This is a genomic window from Massilia sp. GER05, from assembly GCF_052056005.1.
Classification (GTDB): domain Bacteria; phylum Pseudomonadota; class Gammaproteobacteria; order Burkholderiales; family Burkholderiaceae_D; genus Telluria; species Telluria orientalis.
Genome location: NZ_CP178858.1, coordinates 1,998,761 through 2,019,431 on the forward strand (window position 1 = coordinate 1,998,761; position 20,671 = coordinate 2,019,431).

17 protein-coding genes and 1 pseudogene are annotated in these 20,671 nt (G+C 65.6%); 9 read left to right on the forward strand and 9 right to left on the reverse strand.

Annotation, left to right across the window (positions count from 1 at the left end; translation table 11 throughout):
• The first annotated feature begins 20 nt into the window (after positions 1–20).
• Entirely contained in the window at positions 21–1,112 is a 1,092-nt protein-coding gene (gene queG / locus ACL58G_RS09065; RefSeq protein WP_440966412.1) for a tRNA epoxyqueuosine(34) reductase QueG, read from the forward strand.
• Here queG and ACL58G_RS09070 read toward each other — a convergent pair.
• The 3 genes from ACL58G_RS09070 to ACL58G_RS09080 all read right to left on the reverse strand — a co-directional run bounded on the left by ACL58G_RS09070 (position 1,109) and on the right by ACL58G_RS09080 (position 4,221).
• A complete protein-coding gene (locus ACL58G_RS09070) occupies positions 1,109–1,462 on the reverse strand; it encodes a DUF3052 family protein (RefSeq protein WP_440966413.1) in 354 nt (117 codons plus the stop codon). The genes queG and ACL58G_RS09070 overlap by 4 nt on opposite strands.
• A 140-nt stretch (positions 1,463–1,602) precedes the next feature.
• Complete coding sequence (locus ACL58G_RS09075; protein WP_413340077.1) at positions 1,603–2,196, reverse strand: response regulator transcription factor; 594 nt, start codon at positions 2,194–2,196, stop codon at positions 1,603–1,605.
• A gap of 30 nt (positions 2,197–2,226) precedes the next feature.
• On the reverse strand, positions 2,227–4,221 hold the full coding sequence (locus tag ACL58G_RS09080) for a two-component system sensor histidine kinase NtrB (RefSeq protein WP_440966415.1): 1,995 nt from the start codon (positions 4,219–4,221) through the stop codon (positions 2,227–2,229).
• A 264-nt stretch (positions 4,222–4,485) separates the two neighbouring features.
• Here ACL58G_RS09080 and ACL58G_RS09085 point away from each other — a divergent pair, with 264 nt between their 5' ends.
• From ACL58G_RS09085 to ACL58G_RS09100, 4 genes are all read left to right on the forward strand, one after another.
• Positions 4,486–5,505 carry a TRAP transporter substrate-binding protein gene (locus ACL58G_RS09085; protein WP_413382388.1) on the forward strand — a complete coding sequence of 340 codons (1,020 nt, stop codon included), beginning with the start codon at positions 4,486–4,488 and terminating at the stop codon, positions 5,503–5,505.
• A gap of 423 nt (positions 5,506–5,928) precedes the next feature.
• A complete protein-coding gene (locus ACL58G_RS09090; protein WP_413340082.1) occupies positions 5,929–6,459 on the forward strand; it encodes a methylated-DNA--[protein]-cysteine S-methyltransferase in 531 nt (176 codons plus the stop codon).
• Entirely contained in the window at positions 6,432–7,337 is a 906-nt protein-coding gene (gene xerD, locus ACL58G_RS09095) for a site-specific tyrosine recombinase XerD (protein ID WP_440966418.1), read from the forward strand. The genes ACL58G_RS09090 and xerD overlap by 28 nt, the downstream gene beginning before the upstream one ends.
• Positions 7,338–7,410: 73 nt before the next feature.
• Positions 7,411–7,593, forward strand: coding sequence for a hypothetical protein (locus tag ACL58G_RS09100; protein ID WP_413382394.1), 183 nt, complete (start codon positions 7,411–7,413; stop codon positions 7,591–7,593).
• Positions 7,594–7,664: 71 nt separating this feature from the next.
• Here the strand turns inward: ACL58G_RS09100 and ACL58G_RS09105 are convergent.
• The 3 genes and pseudogenes from ACL58G_RS09105 to ACL58G_RS09115 form a co-directional block, all read right to left on the reverse strand.
• A pseudogene (locus tag ACL58G_RS09105) lies at positions 7,665–10,765 on the reverse strand (efflux RND transporter permease subunit).
• A 3-nt stretch (positions 10,766–10,768) separates the two neighbouring features.
• A complete protein-coding gene (locus ACL58G_RS09110) occupies positions 10,769–11,956 on the reverse strand; it encodes an efflux RND transporter periplasmic adaptor subunit (protein ID WP_440966420.1) in 1,188 nt (395 codons plus the stop codon).
• Between the two features lie 311 nt (positions 11,957–12,267).
• Positions 12,268–13,239, reverse strand: coding sequence for an endonuclease/exonuclease/phosphatase family protein (locus tag ACL58G_RS09115; protein ID WP_440966422.1), 972 nt, complete (start codon positions 13,237–13,239; stop codon positions 12,268–12,270).
• 38 nt (positions 13,240–13,277) lie between these two features.
• Here ACL58G_RS09115 and ybaK point away from each other — a divergent pair, with 38 nt between their 5' ends.
• From ybaK to ACL58G_RS09130, 3 genes are all read left to right on the forward strand, one after another.
• Positions 13,278–13,769, forward strand: coding sequence for a Cys-tRNA(Pro) deacylase (gene ybaK, locus ACL58G_RS09120; RefSeq protein WP_371768992.1), 492 nt, complete (start codon positions 13,278–13,280; stop codon positions 13,767–13,769).
• Between the two features lie 75 nt (positions 13,770–13,844).
• Positions 13,845–14,486: a glycerol-3-phosphate 1-O-acyltransferase PlsY gene (gene plsY, locus ACL58G_RS09125; protein ID WP_440966424.1), complete on the forward strand. Its 642-nt coding sequence runs from the start codon at positions 13,845–13,847 to the stop codon at positions 14,484–14,486.
• Positions 14,487–14,658: 172 nt separating this feature from the next.
• A complete protein-coding gene (locus tag ACL58G_RS09130; protein WP_413343727.1) occupies positions 14,659–15,327 on the forward strand; it encodes a DsbA family oxidoreductase in 669 nt (222 codons plus the stop codon).
• Positions 15,328–15,334: 7 nt separating this feature from the next.
• On the opposite strand, the gene ACL58G_RS09135 is transcribed toward ACL58G_RS09130, so the two are convergent.
• The 3 genes from ACL58G_RS09135 to ACL58G_RS09145 form a co-directional block, all read right to left on the reverse strand.
• Positions 15,335–16,180, reverse strand: coding sequence for an endonuclease/exonuclease/phosphatase family protein (locus tag ACL58G_RS09135; RefSeq protein WP_413382407.1), 846 nt, complete (start codon positions 16,178–16,180; stop codon positions 15,335–15,337).
• Positions 16,181–16,288: 108 nt separating this feature from the next.
• Positions 16,289–16,990 (reverse strand): tetratricopeptide repeat protein, encoded by a 702-nt coding sequence (locus ACL58G_RS09140; protein WP_440966426.1) that lies wholly within the window; start codon positions 16,988–16,990, stop codon positions 16,289–16,291.
• Between the two features lie 6 nt (positions 16,991–16,996).
• The gene (locus ACL58G_RS09145; RefSeq protein ID WP_440967994.1) at positions 16,997–19,108 is read right to left on the reverse strand and encodes a bifunctional 2',3'-cyclic-nucleotide 2'-phosphodiesterase/3'-nucleotidase; all 2,112 of its coding nucleotides are present in this window, start codon (positions 19,106–19,108) and stop codon (positions 16,997–16,999) included.
• Between the two features lie 317 nt (positions 19,109–19,425).
• On the opposite strand from ACL58G_RS09145, the gene ACL58G_RS09150 reads away from it, so the two are divergent.
• Complete coding sequence (locus tag ACL58G_RS09150) at positions 19,426–20,658, forward strand: CmpA/NrtA family ABC transporter substrate-binding protein (RefSeq protein WP_413382413.1); 1,233 nt, start codon at positions 19,426–19,428, stop codon at positions 20,656–20,658.
• The last annotated feature ends 13 nt before the right edge of the window (positions 20,659–20,671 follow it).

The following is a 20,671-nucleotide window of genomic DNA, read 5'->3' on the forward strand; positions in this document are numbered from 1 at the left end:
TGAGGTTTGTAGGTCCGCCAATGTCCGCCCAGCTTCCCGTCCAGCCCGATCTTCCCGCACTCGCCCAGGCCATCAAGGCATGGGGCGCGGAACTGGGCTTTGCCGACGTGCGCATCGCCGACATCGACCTGGCCGGCCACGAAGCGGGCCTGCAGGCCTGGCTGGACGCCGGCCACCACGGCGAGATGGATTATATGGCAAGCCACGGCATGAAGCGCGCCCGCCCGGCCGAGCTGGTGCCGGGCACGGTGCGCGTGATCAGCGCGCGCATGGATTACCTGCCGATGGCGACGCCGCCCGACTGGCGTACGCGCGAGCGCCTGCGCCAGGACGACCCGCAGGCGGCCGTCGTCTCGATCTATGCGCGCGGCCGCGATTATCACAAGGTGTTGCGCAACCGGCTGCAAGCCCTGGCCGAGAAGGTCAAGGCGGCCGTCGGCGAGTACGGCTACCGCGTGTTCACGGATTCCGCACCGGTGATGGAGCTGCCGCTGGCGCAGAAGGCCGGCCTCGGCTGGCGCGGCAAGCACACGCTCTTGCTGAGCCGCGAGGCCGGCTCAACGTTCTTCATCGGCGAGATCCTCGTCGACCTGCCGCTGCCCGTCGACGAGCCGACCGGCGCGCATTGCGGCCAGTGCAGCGCCTGCATCGATGCCTGCCCGACGGGCGCGATCCTCGGCCCGGGCCGGCTGGATGCGCGCCGCTGCATTTCCTATCTGACCATCGAGTTGAAGGGCGCGATCCCGGAAGAATTCCGTCCGCTGATCGGCAACCGCATCTACGGCTGCGACGATTGCCAGCTGGCCTGCCCGTGGAACAAGTTCGCGCAGCGGGCGACCGTGCCGGATTTCGATGAGCGGAATGGCCTCGGCACGGCGGGGCTCATCGAGCTGTTCGGGTGGAGCGAGATTGACTTCAACCGCCGCCTCGAAGGCAGTCCGATCCGCCGTATCGGGCACGAGCGCTGGCTGCGCAACCTGGCGGTCGGACTCGGTAATGCGTCAACAACGGACGAGATCGTCGCCGCGCTGCGCGCCCGCGCGGACCATCCATCCGCGCTCGTGCGCGAACACGTCGCGTGGGCTCTCGCGCGCCACGGTGAGGCTGTCTAGAGTTCGATCCGCTTCATGCGCAGCGCGGACCAGTCGCCGTCGATGGAAATCATGGCGACGCCCGTGATGCCGTTTTCCTTGGCATACGCATTGATCGAATCGCGGTTGATGTCGGTGGCCTTGGAGGCGGTCTGTTTCAGATAGGCGACCCACAGCGAGCCCTTGTCGCCCATGCGTTCCTTGGCGATCGGGAAATATTGTTCGAGTTCCTTGCGGTTCATCGCGAACAGCAGCACGACGTCCACTTTCTCCTGGTCGGATTTGACCAGGTTGGGCGGCATCTGCGACACCATGCCGGGGTGGACGTTCCCGTTCAGGATCAGCATCGATTTCGCGGTCCTCAAGAACATTTTGTCGGCTATCGTCTTCTCGCTCATCTGCGTTCCCTAAAGAATGTTTCGACGTGGTGAGTTCGACCACTCCATGTTCAGGCTGATTTTACAAGCGAACCCCGCGCGGCACAGGACGCGCGGCCTGCCGTGCGCAGGTATTACTTCAGCAACCCGGCCAGCTCGACGGCCGTCTTGACCTGCATCTTGTCGAAGATATGCGCGCGGTGCACCTCGACCGTACGCATGCTGATGCCGAGCTTGTCGGCGACGACCTTGTTCATGTTGCCGGCGAGGATGAGATCGAGGACTTCCCGCTCGCGGGCCGACAGGGTGGCCAGCCGGGCATGGATGGCATCGCGCGACGCGGCCTTGCGCGAGGCGGCGAGTGCTTCCTCGACGCGGTCCATCAGCTGGTTGTCGTTGAACGGTTTTTCGAAGAAGTCGAAGGCGCCGCGCTTGAGGGAATCGACGGCCATCGGCACGTCGCCGTGGCCGGTCAGGAAGATCACGGGCAGGCGTGCCAGCAGGCCGCGCGCCACCAGCTGGTCGAATACGGCGATGCCGTTCATGCCCGGCATGCGCACGTCCAGCAGGACGCAGTCGCCGTGTGCCGCATCCGCGGCGAACCGGTCGCCGAGCGCGTCGAGGAAGGCCTGGCCGCCCGCATAGCCGCGTGCCGGCAGTCCGCGCGATTGCGCCAGCCATTCCAGGGCGTCGCGGATCACGTCTTCGTCGTCGACGATGTGCAGCATGCAGGTCTCCTTTTTTTGACGTATTGTAATTCACCGTTCGGTGACGGGGGCTTCCTGCGCCTGCTGCAACGTAAACGTAAACACGGTGCCGCCGCCCGGATTGTCCGCGTGGGTGAGGGTGCCGCCGTGGAACTCGATCGCGGTGCGGCAGATCGACAGGCCCATGCCCATGCCTTCGGCCTTCGTCGAAAAGAACGGCGAGAACAGGCGCTCCGCGACTTCCGGCGGGATGCCGTGGCCGTTGTCGATCACCGATACGGCCACCTGGCCCTGGTCGCCCGTGTGCGCAGCGATCCTCAACACACGCCGCTCGGGATCGACGGCCTGCATCGCCTCGATCGCATTGCGCGTGAGATTGAGAAGCACCTGCTCGATCAGCACGCGGTCCGCGAGCACGGGCGGCAGGTCGTCCGGCACGTCCACCTGCAGCGCGACATAGCTCTGGCGCGCCTGCAGTTCGACGAGGGCGCGGATGCCGTCGACGACGTTGGGAATGCCGACCGTCTCGCGGCGCGGTTCGCGCTTCTTCACGAATTCGTGCACGCTGCGGATGATCTGGCCGGCCCGGCGCGCCTGCGTGTTCGCCTGTTCCAGCGCACGTTTCAGCATGCCGGTGTCGAGCGGCGCCGCCTGGGTCTCGCGCGCGAGCACGTTCAGCGCGCCCGCCGTGTAGCTGGAGATGGCGGCCAGCGGCTGGTTCAGTTCGTGCGCCAGCATCGACGAGATCTCGCCCATCGTCGCCAGGCGCGCGCTCGTCTCGAGCTTTTCCTGCTGCTGGCGATTCAGTTCTTCCGCGCGCTTGCGGTCCGTGATGTCGAGGATGGAACTCATCCAGCCCGTATGGTGGCCGTGCGCGTCGACGAGGGGCGCCTCGAACACGAGCACGGGCACGCGCACGCCGTCCGAGCGCTGGAACACGGTCTCGAACTGTGGCGTGGCCTGGCCCGACAGCACTTTGCGGAAGCGGCCTTCGTATTCCGCCATCGCTTCCGGCGCCCAGTACGGCATCGGCGGCGTCTTGCCCAGCAGGTCTTCCGCGGGATAACCGACCATGCGGCAGAACGCCGGGTTGACGTAGGTGACGCGGCCTTCCAGGTCGCGCGCGCGCAGGCCCGTCAGCAGCGAATCTTCCATCGCGGTGCGGAAGGCCATCTGCTGGCGCAGCGCGTTTTCCGCCGCGATCGTGCGCGCGATGTGGCGCCACAGCGCGACGAGCGAAATGACGAGGCCCAGCGCCAGCACGATCACGGAGCCGACCAGCAGGTTCGGCAGCAGCTTCGGCGCGGCCTTGACGCTGTCGGTGGCGAGGACGATCTGCGAGCCGGGCAGGTCGAGCGCGCGCTTGTGCGTGTAGACGCCGCGGCCCGGCCCGCCCGCCGCGCGCTGCGCCACGACGTGGTCGTCGCGGTCGAGCAGGGACAAGGCATTGTCCTGGGCGAACCACCACGGCACGTTCTCGTCCAGCAAGGTCTGCAGGTTGTACGTGGCGACGAGGCTGCCCATGTATTTGCCGGCGTGGATCAGCGGCAGGTGGAAGTCGATCAGGCCATGCACGAGGCCGGTGGCACCGTATGGCTCGCTGTAGCGTCCCAGGCGCGTGCTGCGCGACATGGCGGCGGCATCGCGCGACGATTGCGTGAGCCCTTCGGGCGGCAGTTCCATGCCGCGGCTTGCCTTGACCTGGCCCTGCGCGTCGTACCAGATGATGCGCTGGAGTTCGTGGCCGTTCTTGAACATCTGCGCGAAGCGGGCCTGCAGGGCGGCCGGCGCCGGCGTCTCGATAACGAGATCGTTGCCCAGCGCGGCCAGCGCTTCCTCGCTGCGCGCGAGTTCGAAGCGCAAGGTCTGCTCGACCCATAACGTATCTGCGATCAATTGTTCCTGCCGCTCGTTGCTTTCCATCTGGCGCGCCTGCCAGGGCAGCCACAGCAGGACGAGCAGGAACAGCAGCACCAGCAATACGGGCACGAGCCAGCGCCACGGGCCTTGCTTGACGGGGCGGGGCAGGGTGAATGGACTTTTCATGTGATAACGTTTCATCTTTTGCCGACGACTGTCTGTGTCGGAAACCTCGAAAAACCGTCGCGAGCGGCGGCAATGTTGTTTGAGAAGCGCAGCTGTACGAGTAGTACAGCCGGTCCGCCGTAGCGGAGCATCGCAGAACAACAGCGCAACGCGCAGCAGGTTTTTCGACGTTTCCCGTCGTGGTTTTCCACGATAGCGGTACGACCCGCAAAGCGGCACACTGGCGGTCGGTATCCGAATATACACCGCGGGAACATGAAATTTATGCGCATCAAAGCCTTGCTGGCCGCGCTTGCTGTCGTGACTGGCGCCGGCGCCCACGCCCAGGCCCCGATCATCATCAAGTTCAGCCACGTCGTGTCGCCTGACGCGCCCAAGGGCCTGGCGGCCGAACGCTTCCGCGTGCTGGCGGAACAGCGGACGCACGGCCGGGTGAAGGTCGAAGTCTATCCCAACAGCCAGCTCTACAAGGACAAGGAAGAGCTGGAAGCCCTGCAGCTGGGTGCCGTGCAGATGCTGGCGCCGTCGCTCGCCAAGTTCGCGCCGCTCGGCGTGAAGGAATTCGAGGCGTTCGACCTGCCGTATATCTTCCCGACCAAGGCGGCGCTGTATGCCGTGACGGAAGGGCCGATCGGCAAGAGCCTGCTGCAAAAACTGGAGTCGAAGGGCATCACGGGCCTGGCTTACTGGGACAACGGTTTTAAAGTGATGTCGGCCAATCGTCCACTGCACACCCCGGCGGATTTCCGCGGCCTGCGCATGCGCATCCAGGGCTCCAAGGTGCTCGACGTGCAGATGCGCGCGCTCGGCGCGGTGCCCCAGGTGCTGGCCTTTTCCGAAGTCTATCCCGCCCTGCAGGCCCATATCGTGGACGGCACCGAGAATCCGCCGTCGAATATGTACACGCAGAAGATGCACGAGGTGCAGAAGTACGTGACGGTGTCGAACCACGGCTACCTGGGCTATGCCGTCATCGTCAACAAGAAATTCTGGGACGGCCTGCCGCGCGACATCCGGACGGAGCTGGAGCAGGCGATGCGCGAAGCGACGGCATTCGAAAAGACCATCGCCCAGCGCGACAACGACGCGGCCCTCGAAGCGATCCGCAAGACCGGCAAGACGAAGATCTATACGTTGACGCCGCAGGAACAGGCCGACTGGCGGCGCGCCCTGCTGCCCGTGCAGAAGCAGGTGGAAGGGCGGATCGGCAAGGATCTGATCGATGCGATCAACCGTACGACGTCCCGCGCGACTGCGCCCATCACGACAGCCCAGGCCAGGTGAGAATCGCCCCTATTCGGTGCGGGTAAAACGTGTTAGTTGCCTGTAATCAATGAAACATCGGCACTAGCATTTTTATGACATGTCATGGGGGCTTATGACCGAAATATATTTCGTGAATGTATATAAAAAACTACGCTTTTCTTATGCGGTTGCGTTATGATGGGGCACCTTTCGGCACCAACCTGGTGCGGACAAGCGAACCGAATACGATTTGGGAGAGGGAAAAGAAAGCGGTAAATACAAACTTTACCGTAAAACAGTTAGGAGGAGACACACGTTTTATATGATGCAGCCGGCAATGACCAGGCAGCCGAAAACGTGACCATATTAGAAACGCACCCACGGGTGCGTTTTTTTTTGCCTCGGTTTGGTGGACCTTGGGCGGGCCTTGCGAACGCGCTCGCCGGGTCTTACACTGCATCGATGAGCACACAACAAGGCAGCGAGATTTTCAGCGCCATCATCGCGGCGCCGTTCGGAGCGATGGGCATCCGTACCGAAGACGGGCGGTTGCGCGAACTGGTCTACCTGCCGCCGCATTACCACGAAAAATCGGCGCAGGATGCCGTTGCCGAGCAGGCCGCCGTTCAGGTGGCGCGCTATTTCGAGGATCCCGATTTCCGCTTCGACCTGCCGCTGAAGGAAGCCGGCAGCGCATTCCAGCGGCGCGTGTGGGACACCATTTGCGCGATCCCGCGCGGCAGCGTCCGTACGTACGGCCAGATCGCCAAGCAGCTGGAGTCGGCACCGCGCGCCGTCGGCCAGGCCTGCGGCGCCAACTGGTTCCCGCTCGTGATCCCGTGCCATCGCGTGACGGCGTCCGGCGGCCTGGGCGGTTTTTCCAGCAGCGACGACGAACACGGATTCCAGCTCGGAATCAAGCGCTGGCTGCTGCGCCACGAAGGCGCGCTGGCGCTCGAGATGCCATGGCAGCAGCAGTCAATCTTCCCCTGATCGACGCGTTCTGCGACACGCTCTGGCTCGAGCACGGATTGGCGAAGAATTCCCTCGACGCCTACCGGCGCGACCTGCGCCTGTTCGCGCGCTGGCTTGAAGTGAAGCGGCCGGAGCGGAGCGACCTGTACGCCGTCGAACCGCAGGACATCGCGGCCTATTTCGCCGAACGCCACGAAGACACGAAGCCCAGCTCGGCCAACCGCCGGCTGTCGGTGCTGAAGCGCTTTTACCAGCTCGCGCTGCGCGACCGCCGCATCGCCGCCGACCCGTGCCTGAGGATGGCATCCGCGAAGCAGCCGCAGCGTTTCGTCCATACGCTCACCGAGGCGCAAGTCGATGCGCTGCTCGCGGCGCCGGACGTCGCGACGCCGCTGGGCCTGCGCGAGCGCACGATGCTCGAACTGATGTATGCCAGCGGCCTGCGCGTGTCGGAACTCGTCGCGCTGAAGCTGGTCGAACTGAGCCTGAACGATGGCGTCCTGAGGGTTACCGGCAAAGGGAGCAAGACCCGGCTCGTGCCGTTTGGCGAACAGGCGCGGCACTGGCTGGACCGTTACCTGAAAGAGGCGCGCGGCATCATCCTCGACGGCCAGGTCGACGACGCGCTGTTCGTGACGGGCCGCGGCGGCCCGATGACGCGTCAGATGTTCTGGGTCGTCATCAAGAAGCATGCGGCGAAGGCTGGCATCACGGCGCCGTTGTCGCCCCACACGCTGCGTCACGCGTTCGCAACACACTTGCTGAACCACGGCGCCGATCTCCGCGTGGTGCAGTTGCTGCTGGGGCATTCCGACATTTCCACGACCCAGATCTACACCCACGTCGCGCGCGAGCGCCTGAAGCACCTCCACGCGCGGCACCACCCGCGTGGTTAATTCTCAAGACGATGTGGGATGACTGGTCCATAATGGACTAGTACGACCTTTCCAACGATAGCAAGAGGTGAGCATGGCCAAGACGAATTTCCAGTACGAAAAACGCCAGCGGGAGTTGGAGAAGAAACGCAAGGCGGACGAAAAGGCGCGCAAGAAGCAGGAAGCCAAGCAGCACAAGGGTGAAGGCGGGGAGGATGGGCCAGCCCTGGATGAGGATTCCGGCGAGGAAGCGCAGCAGGAGCACAACCCCGCGTAGGGTGGGCACTCCGTGCCCACGCGTACGTCGCCGAACCGCATACGTCACGCGTGGGCGGAGGGCCGCCCACCCTACGGCGTTACGGCGGCCTCTTCCTCCTCGTGACCTTTCTTGAACCACGCCGCCACTCGCTTGCCCAGGCTGTCGAGATAGGTGTATGCCACCGGCACGACGACCAGGGTGAGCAGGGTCGACGTGATCACGCCCCCGATCACCGCACGTCCCATCGGCGCCTGCGTTTCTCCGCCTTCGCCCATGCCGATTGCCATCGGCAGCATGCCGAAGATCATCGCGAGCGTCGTCATCAGGATCGGGCGCAGGCGCACCTGGCCCGCTTCCATCAGCGCGTCGAACTGTGACCGGCCTTCGCGCTGGCCGTGGTTCGCGAAGTCCACCAGCAGGATCGCGTTCTTCGTCACGAGACCCATCAGCATCACGACGCCGATGATGGAAAAGATGTTCAGCGTCGTCTTCGTGATGAGCAGCGCGACCAGCACGCCGATCAGCGACAGCGGCAGCGACACCATGATCGCGATCGGCTGCAGGAAGCTGCCGAACTGCGAGGCCAGCACGAGGTAGATGAAGATCACGGCAATGCCCAGGGCGACGCCGAAACCGGCCATCGTCTCGTCCATCTGCTGGGCGTCGCCGCCGACGTCGAAGCGCACGCCGTCCGGCAGCTGCATGGCTTTCATTTCCTTGTTCACGTCGCCCATCACGTCGCCCAGCGGACGGCCTTCGAGGCCCGCGAAGACCGCCACGCGGCGCTGCAGCGCCTGGCGCTTGAGCATCTGCGGGCTCGTCGACGGGATGAATTGCACGACCTGGCGCAGCGGGACCATGACCGGGTTGCCCATCGCGTCACGCTTGCTCGATGCCACCGACAGGTCGGCCAAGTCGGCCACCTTTTCGCGGCCCGACTTCGGCAGCTGCACGTTGACTTCGTAGTTCTGGCCATCCGGCGCGAGCCAGCGGTTGGTCTGGTCGCCGGCGACGAACGGACGCAGCGCCGTGCCGATCTGCTGCACGGTGAGCCCGAGGTCGGACGCCAGCTCGTGGTTGATCTTGACGATGGTCGCCGGGTTCGCGCCTTCCTGGCTGTACTCGATGTCGGCGATGCCGCGGATCTTGCGCATCTTGTCCATCAGCGTGTGGGCGACCGCGTCCAGCTTCGCCTCGTCATTGCCGAGGATGGCGATGTAGATCGGGCGCTGGCCCACCGTCAGCGAGATGCCGGCGATCTTTTCCAGGCGTTCGCGGATGACTTTTTCCATCTCCTGCTGCGAGCGGCGGTGCGTCTTGTGCACGTCCGTCAGCTTCAGGTGCACTTCCGAGTAATTGCGGCCTTCCCACGAACCGACGATGGTCGAGACGCTTTCGATTTCCTTGAACTCGGCCAGCGCCGCCTCGGCCTGGCGCAGTTTCGCATCCGAGTAGTCCAGGCTGGAACCGATCGGCGTCTTCAGGCGCATGTGGATGTAGCCGTCGTCGACCTGCGGCACGAATTCGCCGCCGATCTTCGGCACCAGCATCAGGCTGGCCGCGAACAGGACGACCGCGAGCAGCAGCGTGGATTTGCGCCAGTCCAGCGCCAGCGCCAGCACCTTCGCGTACACGTCGTGCAGCCACTCGATGCCGTGCTCGATGCGCGCCATCAGGCGGCCCAGCCACGGCACGTACTTGAAGCGGTCCTTGACCGGGTCGGGCCACACGGACGACAGCATCGGGTCGAGCGTGAAGCTGACGAACAGCGACACCAGCACGGCCACGGCGACGGTGATCCCGAACTGCAGGAAGAAGCGGCCGATGATGCCCTTCATGAACGCGATGGGCACGAACACGGCGACGATGGCGAACGTCGTCGCCATCACGGCGACACCGATCTCGTTGGTGCCGTCTTCCGCGGCGCGCACGTGGTTCTTGCCCATGCCGAGGTGGCGCACGATGTTTTCGCGCACGACGATGGCGTCGTCGATCAGGAGGCCGATGCACAGCGACAGCGCCATCAGCGTGAGGAAGTTCAGCGTGAAGCCGAAGTATTTCATCGCGATGAAGCTGGCCAGCACGGAGATCGGCAGGGTGAGGCCCGTGATGATGGTGCTGCGCCACGAGTGCAGGAAGAAGAACACGATCACCATGGTCAGCAGCGCACCTTCGAGGATGGTGTCCTTGACGTTGTCGAGCTGGCCCTGCACGTTTTTCGCCTTGTCGTCCAGGATGCGGAACTGCACGTCCTTCGGCAGCGTCGTCTTCATCGCCTCGATGGCGGCCTTGACGCCGGTGCCCACCTGCACGGTGTTGGCGTCCTGGATCTTCGCGATCTCCAGCGTGATCGAACGCTCGCCGTTCACGCGCGAGATCGACTGTTCCTCGGCGGCGCCGTCGAGATGTCGGCCACCTGGCTCAGGTAGATCGGGCCGCCCGTGCGGTTGGCGACGACGATGCGCCGGAAGTCGGCCGCTTCCTTCATCTTGCCTTCGATGCGCACGAGGTTCTCGCGCGCGCCGTGGCTGATGCGGCCGGCCGGCAGGTTGGCGTTGGTCGTCGCGATCGCGTTCATCACCTCGTCGATGCCGACGTTGAGGCTCTTCAGCTGGTCGGGGCGGATGTCGATCAGCACCTGGCGGTCCTGCTTGCCGTTGACGCGGATCTGGCCGACGCCGGCCACGGCCTGCAGGCGCTTGACGATCACCTGGTCCGTCAGCATCGTCAGGTCGCGCAGGCTGCGCTCCTTCGACGTCAGCGCCAGCAGGACCACGGGCTGCGTGTTCTCGCCTTCCTCGCGGTACACGATGGGTTCTTTCACCTCGCGCGGGAAGCCGCCGCGGACGGTGCTGATGCGGTCGCGCAGGTCCTGCACGGCGCGGTCCATGTCGACCGTCAGCTGGAATTCGATGCCGACGCCGGAGCGGCCTTCCCACGACGTGCTGCGGATCGTCTTGATGCCGCCGACGGTGTTCGCCGCTTCCTCGAGCGGGCGCGTCACGTCATTCTCGACCTGCTCGGGCGAGGCGCCGGGATACGCGGTCTCGATGAAGACGGCCGGGATCTCGACGTTCGGCATGCTCTCGACGCCCAGGCCGCGGTACGCGAACAGGCCGAGCACCATCAGGCCCACCATCACCATCGTGGCGAAGACCGGGTATTTGATACTGGTACGGGTGATCCACATGGCTCAGCCTTTCGCGTCCGGCAGTTTGACCTTGCTGCCCGGCTTGATGCCGTCCAGCGGCACGGCCAGCACCGTCATGCCGGCGTCGACGCCTTCCAGCGCTTCGACGACGCCTTCGTCCTGGTTGCGCAGGCCCAGCTTCACGGGCTGCGCGACGACCTTGCCGTCAGCGATGCGGTAGACGACGTCGCGGCCATTGTCCTGGCGGATGGCGCCGATCGGCAGCAGCGGATGCGCGGCCGACTTGTCGGTGACGATGGTGCCCTTGGCGAACATGCCGGCGCGCAGCACGGCGTCGGGATTCGCCACGTCCACGTACACGATCATGGCGCGCGAGCCCGCCTCGGTGGCCGGGTTGATGCGCGCGACCTTGCCCGTGAAGTTGCGGCCGTCGAAACCGTCGACCTTGAACTGCACGTCCTGGCCGACCCGGATGCGGGGGATGTCGGACGCGGGCACCTGGGCGTCCAGCGTCAGGTGCTTCAGGTCGACGATCGAGAACACGGGGCTGTCCGGCGCCAGCTTTTCGCCCGCCTGCGCGTGGCGCCTGCTGACGACGCCTTCGATCGGCGCGTGGATCGTCGTATCGGCCAGCGCGATGCGCGCGAGGTCCAGCTGGGCGCGCGCCGAGTCGACGGCGGCCTGCGCCAGGTCGACGGCGTTCCCGGACGTGTCGTACGCGTTCTGCGCGATGAAATTCTGCTTCAGCAGCGACGCGCTGTTGCTCATGTTTTTCTTCGCCATCGCCAGGCGCGCCTGCGCGTCCGCCAGCATGGCCTGCTGCTGCGCCACGCGGGCGCGCGCCTCGGCAGGGTCGAGCTGCGCGATCACCTGGCCGGCCTTGACGTCCATGCCTTCCTGCACGGCGGTCGACAGTACGATGCCCGACACCTTCGACTTGACGGTGGCCTGCGCCAGCGGCATGAGCGAACCGGTGACGGGCAACGTGACGGCCAGCGGGCGCGCCTCGATGCGGGCGATGTCGCGCACCGACAGCTCGTGCACGGGCACCGCCGCCGGTGCCGGCGCGGCCGTCGGCGCGGGGGCCGCGGCGCGGTGGGTCAGCGCATACGCGCCGGCGCCCGCCAGCGCGACGGCGAGCAGCGACAGCGCAATGACCTTGGCGCGGCGGCGCGGCGCCGGTTTCTTGGCGGGCTGGTCGGCGGACAAAGGCAGGGACTCGATCTTCATGGTTATTCTTTATGTGGTGGTGAGCGCGAGCGGAATGGAGAGCGCACGTGCTCCGTCCTGCCAGGCAGGATGGAGCTCCCAGCGCATGACGGCATGGTAGGTTTGTCGATGACGAACCGCTATCGGAATGCGACGAGCGGTGCAAAAGGGACGCTGAACTGCGAAAAATCCGGGGCGGACGTGCGGATGGCAGAAAGACACCCGATACTCAAACAACGTCATCCCCGCGCAGGCGGGGATCCAAGTTCGCCAGCGTTATCGCGACGCATGCAAACTTGGGTTCCCGCCTTCGCGGGAACGACGGGCGGGCGTCAGCCGTCCCCTGTCGGCGTCCCGGCCTGCTCGAACAGCCGCAGCCGCGCCAGCACCTGCCCGTGATCCGACGCCTCCGGCAACCCGAGATCGAGGTGGTCGTTCAGGTACACGACGTCGATGACCTCGCCCACCGCTCCCGGCAGCCCCGCATTGAATTCCGCCGACACGAGGATGTGGTCGATCGTGGAATGGTACCCATCATGGACGTTGGAAAAACCGACGTGCCGCAGATGGTCCTGGCGGCCCTGCAGCTGGCAGGCATCATATAAACGGTCGCCGCTGGGCGCGCCGAGGCCCAGCACGATGCCGGTCGTGACCGCGTCGGCCACGTCGTTGAAGTCGCCCAGCACGACGCGCGGGCGGTGGTGCGTGCGGCCGATGTCGGTCAGCAGCACGCGCAGCGCGGCCGCTTCCGTGCCACGCCGGATCAGCGAGCGCAGCGACGCCAGCGCGTACAGTTGCGGGTCGTCGCCCGTGTCGCCCGCGCGGTAGTCGGGGCGGCGCGATTTTAAATGCACGACCACCACGTCGGCGACGAGATCCGGCGTCAGCTGGATCGCCGCGTGCAGCGGGGCGCGGGTAAAACGTTCGGGATCCCGGTTGCCGGGCGGCATCGCGATCCCGGGCGGGAAATAGGGCAGCTGGCGCGGGGCGTCCGCGAGGGGCAGGCGCGAGGCAAGGGCGACGCTGGGCGTGAGCTTCTCGGCGTCCGGGTCGGGATCGAAGCCGACGTGGATGGCGTCGCGGAAGCGCCGCGTGCGCGACAGCGCCTCGGCCAGCGCGGCCTGGGAGAACACTTCCTGGAAGCCGATCACGTCGGCGCCGAGCATGTCGATCTGGTGCGCGGTCCAGGCGATCTTCGCTTCGTATTCCTCGGGGGTGCTCGGTTCCAGGTTGTCGTACAGCCTGGCGCCCGGCGGGGCGAGGTTACACACGTTGAAGGTGGCAAAGCGAATCTCTTGCTGCATAATAAGCAACTCCTCCGTTTGCATTTAGCGTAACACGCATGGCCAAGAAAGAGCATATCTCCGAAACCCCGGCGACACAGTTCCTGCGCAAGCATGGGGTCGCCTTCACGGAGCACCCTTATGAATACGAGGAACACGGCGGTACGGCCGTGTCGTCGCGCGAGCTGGGCGTGGAAGAGCACGCCGTCGTGAAAACCCTCGTCATGCAGGACGAGGCGGCCAAGCCGCTGATCGTGCTGATGCATGGCGACTGCAAGGTCTCGACGAAGAACCTGGCCCGCGCCATCCCCTGCAAATCCGTCGAACCGTGCAAGCCGGACGTCGCCCAGCGCCATTCCGGCTACCTGGTCGGCGGCACGTCGCCGTTCGGCGTGCGCAAGGCGATGCCGGTCTATGTCGAGGAAAGCATCCTGCAGCTGGACAAGATCTATATCAATGGCGGACGGCGCGGTTTCCTGGTCGGGATCGCGCCGGCCGCGCTGGTGGACGTGCTGAAAGCCCGGCCGGTCAACTGCGCGCTGGCCGACTGACTATCGTCGGGCTCGGCCGATGGTGTATATTTCACGCGCGCCAGATTCCTGGCCGGGGATTATGAAAAGAGACTCATGTACACAATTCTGTTCACCATCGCAGCCTATTTGATCGGCTCGATTTCCTTCGCCGTCGTCGCGAGCCGCCTGTTCGGCCTCGCCGACCCGCGTACCTATGGCTCGAAGAACCCGGGCGCCACCAACGTCCTGCGCTCGGGCAGCAAGAAGGCGGCCATCGCGACGCTCGTCGGCGACTGCGCCAAGGGCTGGCTGGCCGTGTGGCTCGCGGTCCAGTTCGGCGAACGCTTCGGCGTCGAGGACGGCGGCGTGGCGCTGGTCGCCATCGCAGTCTTCCTGGGCCATCTGTGGCCGGTGTTCTTCCGCTTCGTCGGCGGCAAGGGCGTGGCGACCGCGCTGGGCGTGCTGCTGGGCCTGAATGTCTGGCTCGGCCTGGCGACGCTGGTCACGTGGCTCGTCGTCGCGTATGCGTTCCGCTACTCGTCGCTGGCCGCGCTCGTGGCCGCGATCTTCGCGCCGTTCTATTACGGACTGCTGTTCGGCGCGGACGAAAAACTGTTCGCCGTCATCGCGATGAGCCTGCTGCTCCTCTACCGCCACAGCAGCAACATCGGCAATCTCATGGCCGGCAAGGAATCGAAGATCGGCAGCAAATCGAACGGCGCCGCGACCGCCAAACCGGCAGTCAAAAAGAAATAAACCAGAACCGGGGTCAGAGCCCGGTTTTTGGAAATTGCTCCGAACACTATTTGCCGAATTTGTTTGGCGCGCTGCTCCCTTTCGTTCGATGTGTCACCATATGCCATCCGCTGCAAAAACGATGTAGCGTCAGTGAATACAATATGAAAGGCGGTGAAACGTGAGCAAGCAGATGAGAATCGATTTCGTGTCGGATGTGTCGTGTCCGTGGTGCGTGATCGGCCTGAAATCGCTCGAACAGGCACTGGAGCGGGTGGGCGGCGACATTACGGTCGACATGCACTTCCAGCCGTTCGAGCTGAACCCGGGCATGGGGCCGGAAGGCCAGGACATCTTCGAACACATCACCGAGAAATACGGCTCCACCCCCGCCCAGCAGGAACAGTCGCGCGAGATGATCCGCCAGCGCGGCGAGGCCGTCGGCTTCACGTTCGACATGAGCAAACGCGGCCGCATCTACAACACCTTCGACGCGCACCGCCTGCTGCACTGGGCGGAAGGCCAGGGCCGCCAGCAGGCGCTGAAGGAAAAGCTGTTCGAGGCGTATTTCACGCTGGGCGAGAACCCGGGCGCGCACGACGTGCTGCTGCGCGCGGCGGGCGAGGTCGGCCTCGACGTGGAGGCCGCGCGCCAGGTGCTGGCATCCAACGCGTATGCGGACGAGGTGCGCCAGCTCGAGTACTACTGGCAGCGTGCCGGTATCCGCTCGGTGCCGGCGATCGTGATCAACCAGCGCCACCTGATCTCCGGCGGCCAGCCGCCCGAGGTGTTCGAGCAGGCGCTGCGCCAGATCGCGCAGCAGGACGAGGAGCTCGAGCAGGACGAGGAACCGGCCGCCTGAGCGGTTCTCAGTTCAGATCGAGCACGATGGGCTGGTGGTCCGAGGCCGACGTCTCGGACTGCACGCTCATGTCGGCCACGCGTCCCGCCAGGTCTTCCGTGACGAAGAAATAATCGTAGCAGTCGGGCTTTTCCGGCCATTTGAAGCCATGCAGGCCCGCCGTCGGGGCGCGCGGGATGTCGCCGTGATGCACGCGCCAGGCGTCGACGAGGCCCAGCGCACCGCTTGATGCGGGCGCCAGCAGGGCGCGATAGTCTTCCGAATCCGGACCAAGATTGAAATCGCCGCAGTAGATCGCCGTGCCGGGCCTAAAGCCGAGCTGGAACGGCGGCTCGAGCGCGGGTTCCGGCTGGTAGACGGCGGCGCGGGCGCACGCTTCCTCGTGCAGTTCGCGGATGCGGGCGATCTGCGCGCGGCGCTGCATGGGCGAATAGTATTCGAGGTGGGTCGTCAGCACGCGCAGCTTGCCGCCGGGCGCTTCCAGCACGGTTTCGATCATCCCGCGCGGCATGCCGGCCGGGTGTTCCGGATCGACGGGCCAGGGCAGCATGTGGCGCTGCGCCTGGGTGATGCGGTATTTGGACAGCAGGAGATTGCCGAACTGGCGGGGCAGGTTGTTCCGGTAGATTTCGCTCGGCGCCTGCTCGATCATGTGGTACCCGCCGAATGCGCCGGCCAGTTGCTTGAACTGGCTCGCGCTGGCGCTGCCCTCCAGTTCGGGATGGTTGGCGGCCACTTCCTGCAGGCAGATCACGTCGGGATTCAGCTTGCGCAGCACATCGATGATTGCGTGGATCCGGATGCGCCCGTCCCTCCCACAGCCCCAGTGAATATTCCAGCTAACCACGCGCATTCGATACCTCCGTAAAACTCAACTGCCAGAGTTTGCCATTCTTTGGAGAATGACGGTCACACGGTAGGATCGATGTCAAGGTTACAAGTTCACCTGATTGGGGCCGTTTTAGAAACGGCGGGCGTTGCTGCGCCGGTGTTCCGCGCCTTCTTTCAGCAGCTGGTCCGCCTCCGCGGCATCCTTGGCCGTGAGGTCGTCGCCCGTCTGCTTGACGAGCGCCAGTTCCTGGATCGCGGCCGGGTATTCGCGGTCGGCCGCGCGTTCCAGCAGGTCGCGCGCGCGGCGTGGATCGGCCGGCACGCCGTCGCCGTCCTTATACGCGTTCGACAACAGGAACATCGCATGCGCATCGCCCGCCTGGGCCGCCACGCCGAGCCAGTGCGCGGCAGCCGTTTTGTCCGTCGGGATGCCGTCGCCGTTCTTCAACAGCAGCGCGAGCCTCAGCGCGGCCTTCGGGTGCCCTTGCTGCGCGGCCTGGCGGTACCACTGCGCGGCCTGGGCGTTCGTACCCGGGCGGTCGCGTTCCAGCTCCCCGAGTTGATGGGCGGCTTCCGCATCGCCCTGGCGTGCCGCGCGCAGGAACAGGGCGCGCGCCTGGTCGTCGCGATGGCGCTTCCGGTACAGCAGCGCGAGCTCGCGCTCGGCCACCGGCATGCCGTCGGCGGCCCAGTCCCGCAGGCGCTGCTCGGCGGCGTCATCGCCGCGCTGGGTCGCGGCCATCGACACGGCCTCGATCTCGGCCGGCAGCGGCGCGCGTCCGCAGCCGGCGAGGAGGGCGAGCACCAGCGCGGAGGCGAGTCGGCGCTTCATGCCGGCTTACTTCGACAGGTCGATCGCATATTTCGCGAACCCGCTCGCGTCCAGCCCGCCCTCGGCCGTGACGCTGGCGAGACCCGCGGCCTGCGCCAGCGCCAGGTGGCCCGGCGCCGAGCGCAGGATCACGGGGCCGGCGGTCGCGGTCTTGACGAAGCGCCAGCTGCGCGCGCCGCCGTTCGCGGCCAAGGTGACCTTGCCGGTGGCCGCGCCGATCTTCTGCAGGTAGTTGCTGACGACGGCCTGGTTCGCGTCCGGGGACTTGATGATCGTCTTGCTGCCGTCGATGCCGGGGAAGTTGCCGCCGCCGCCCGCGCGGTAGTCGTTGGTGGCGACGATGAAGTCGTCCGTGTCCGCCACCGGCTTGCCCTGGTACGTCAGGTTGACGATGCGGCTGCCGGCCGGCTTCGTCACGTCGATCTGGTATTGCAGCGCGTTGTTCTCGGCGTAGAACACGTCGTAGTTGTAGATCGTGCCGTACGACGGGACGAGGTCCTGCTCGGCGGTCGCTGCCGGATCGATGCGCGCGAACTGCTTCGCGGCCGTCTCCAGCCAGTTCTTCAGGTCCGATCCCTTGATCTTCACGGCCTGCAGGTTGTTGTTGCTGTACAGGTAAAGGTCGCCCGGGTTGCGGACTTGCAGGCCGACGGGCGCCGCCGGCGTCGCGCCCGGTGCCACGTCCGTGAAGTCCGACGGCCCGTTGCGGCCCGCCTTGAACGGCGCGCTGCACGAGATCACGGGGATGTTGTTATAGCTCGCCAGCGTGGCATCCGTGCTCGTCGCGATGGCGTTCTTCACATAGTCGATCTGCGCCTGGTTCACGAGCTGGATCGCCGACACGTCGCCGACGAGCGCGAAGTACGACGACATCTCGAAATCCGTCGCCACGCCCAGCGGCTGCTTCGCATACGCGATCGTGGCCTGGTGCTCGGTCTGCACGGCAGCCGCGATGGCCGGGTCGGCCGCGACGCTGGTCGTGCCGTCCTTGTACTTGTAGCCGCGCGATTCGACCGTCGTCCGCGCCGGCTGCACGACCCACTTGCCGCCCTGGTACGCGAGCGTCAGCTTGACGATGCCGAGGCGCCGCCCCCAGCTCTGCGCCATGACGGTCGGCACGCCGTTGACGAAGCCGTTCACCGCATCGACCCTGGCCGATGCGGGGATCGCCGCGAACGACGGATCCAGCGCCGCGGCGCCCGTCTCTTTCCCCTTCGGGAAGATGAGGTGCGAGTGGCCGATCAGCAGGGCGTCGATGCCGGTCGTGCTGAGGTGATAGCTCTGGTTTTCCATCTTCGGGCTGTACGTGCTCGTGTCCAGGCCCCCGTGCGACAGCGCGACGACGAGGTCCGCGCCCTTGCCGCGCATCTCCGGCACGTACTGCTGCGCTGCTTCCACGGCGCCGCCCACGGCCACCTTGCCGGCCAGGTTCTTCTGGTCCCAGTCGAGGATCTGCGGCGGCACGAAGCTCATCACGCCCACGTTCACGGAGACCGGCATCGTCTCGCCGTTCGGCTTCGTCGCCGTGAAGTTGCGCGCGAGGATGCGGTACGGGGCGTAGATCGTCTTGTTCGTGGCGACCGCGGTCACGTTCGACAGCACGAGCGGGAAGTTCGGCCCGCCGCAGGTGCCGGCCGGCTTGGAGACGCCCGGGATGCCGAAGTCGGTGTTCGTGACCTGGCTGAGGAACGGCAGGCCGTAGTTGAATTCGTGGTTGCCCAGGCCGCCCGCATCGTATTTCAGCGCGTTCATCGCCTTGTGCACGGCCAGCGTGTCGGCGCACTTCACGGGCGCCGTGACGGCCTGCAGGTCGGCCAGCAGGGTGCCCTGGATGACGTCGCCGTCGTCGAACAGCAGGTTGTTCGGATTCTCCGCGCGCGCCTGCTGGATCAGCGTGGACGTACGGTCGAGGCCCAGGGTCGCGTCGTCGGCCAGCGAGTAATAGTTGTAGCCCAGGACGTTCGAGTGGATGTCGGTGGTCTCGAGCAGGGCGAGGGACACGGTGGTGCCTTCGGGGATGACGTTGGCGGGCGTGGATGGCTCGCCGCAGCCGGTGAGGCCGGCGGCAACCAAAGGGCTGGCAAATGCGGCGAGCAATGCGTGATTGCGTTTCAAGATGTTGGTCCGGTTGTGATGGAAACCGGCCGCACTCTATCTTGATGGGATGACAACGGTATGACAGGCATGCGCCACGCCGGCGCACGCCGCACGGTTCCGGACGCGCATGCGCCGCCGTCTGGCAAACCCGTGCGGACCGTTGCACGCAATCGGTGTGCGGCCCCGTTTTTCATGGTGCGTCGGCACAACGACGGTGCCGACGCACCAATTTGCGTGTTGGCACGGCAATTGCTGTATTGACTATGAGGGCGCCGGAGCTGGCCACTCCGCCGCCGCAGCGTTGTCTCTTCTTTCGATTGCCTTCTACAAGGACCAACATGACCGATACAACCAATCCGACCCGTCGCCGCCTGCTGGCCGCCGGTGCCACGGCCTCGCTCACCGGACTCGTCTCCGGCGGGGTCTTCGCCGCCGGCTCCGACAAGCCCGAGAAGACCGAAGTGAAGGTCGGCTTCATTCCCCTGACCGATTGCGCCTCCGTGGTGATGGCGTCCGTGCTGGGCTTCGACAAGAAGTACGGCATCAGGATTGTCCCCAGCAAGGAATCGTCGTGGGCCAGCGTGCGCGACAAGCTGGTCAACGGCGAACTGGATGCCGCCCACGTGCTGTATGGCCTGATCTACGGTGTGCAGATGGGTATCGGCGGTCCGAAGAAGGACATGGCGGTGCTGATGAGCCTGAACCAGAACGGCCAGGCCATCACCCTGTCGAAGAAATTGGCCGACGCCAGAGCCGTGGACGGCCCGTCGCTGGCGAAGGTGATGAGCACGGACAAGCGCGAGTACAGCTTCGCCCAGACCTTCCCGACCGGCACCCACGCGATGTGGCTGTACTACTGGCTGGCCAGCTACGGCATCAACCCGATGAAGGACGCCAAGGTGATCACGGTGCCGCCGCCGCAGATGGTGGCGAACATGCGCGTCGGGAACATGGACGGCTTCTGCGTGGGCGAACCGTGGAACCATCGCGCCATCGTCGACGGCGTCGGCATCACGGCCGCAACCACCCAGGACATCTGGAAAGACCACCCGGAAAAGACCCTCGGCACGTCGCTCGAATGGGTCAAGAAATACCCGAACACGGCGCGCGCCCTGGTGGCCGCGGTGCTGGAGGCCAGCCGCTGGATCGATGCGAACATGTCCAACAAGGTCAAGATGGCCGAGACGATCGCCGACAAATCCTACGTCAACACCTCGGTGGACGTGATCAACCAGCGCATCCTGGGCCGCTACCAGAACGGCCTGGGCAAGACGTGGGACGACCCGAACTCCATGAAGTTCTACAACGACGGCACGGTCAACTTCCCGTACCTGTCGGACGGCATGTGGTTCATGACCCAGCACCGCCGCTGGGGTCTGCTGAAGTCCGATCCCGACTATCTCGCCGTGGCGTCGAGCGTCAACCAGGTCGCGCTGTACCGCGAGGCGGCCGCCATGGCGAAGGCCGACGTGCCGAAGTCGCCAATGCGGTCCGCGAAGCTCATCGACGGCGTGGTGTGGGACGGGAAGAACCCGGCCGCGTATGCCGCCGCTTTCAAGATCAAGGTCTGAACCGGAGGACATC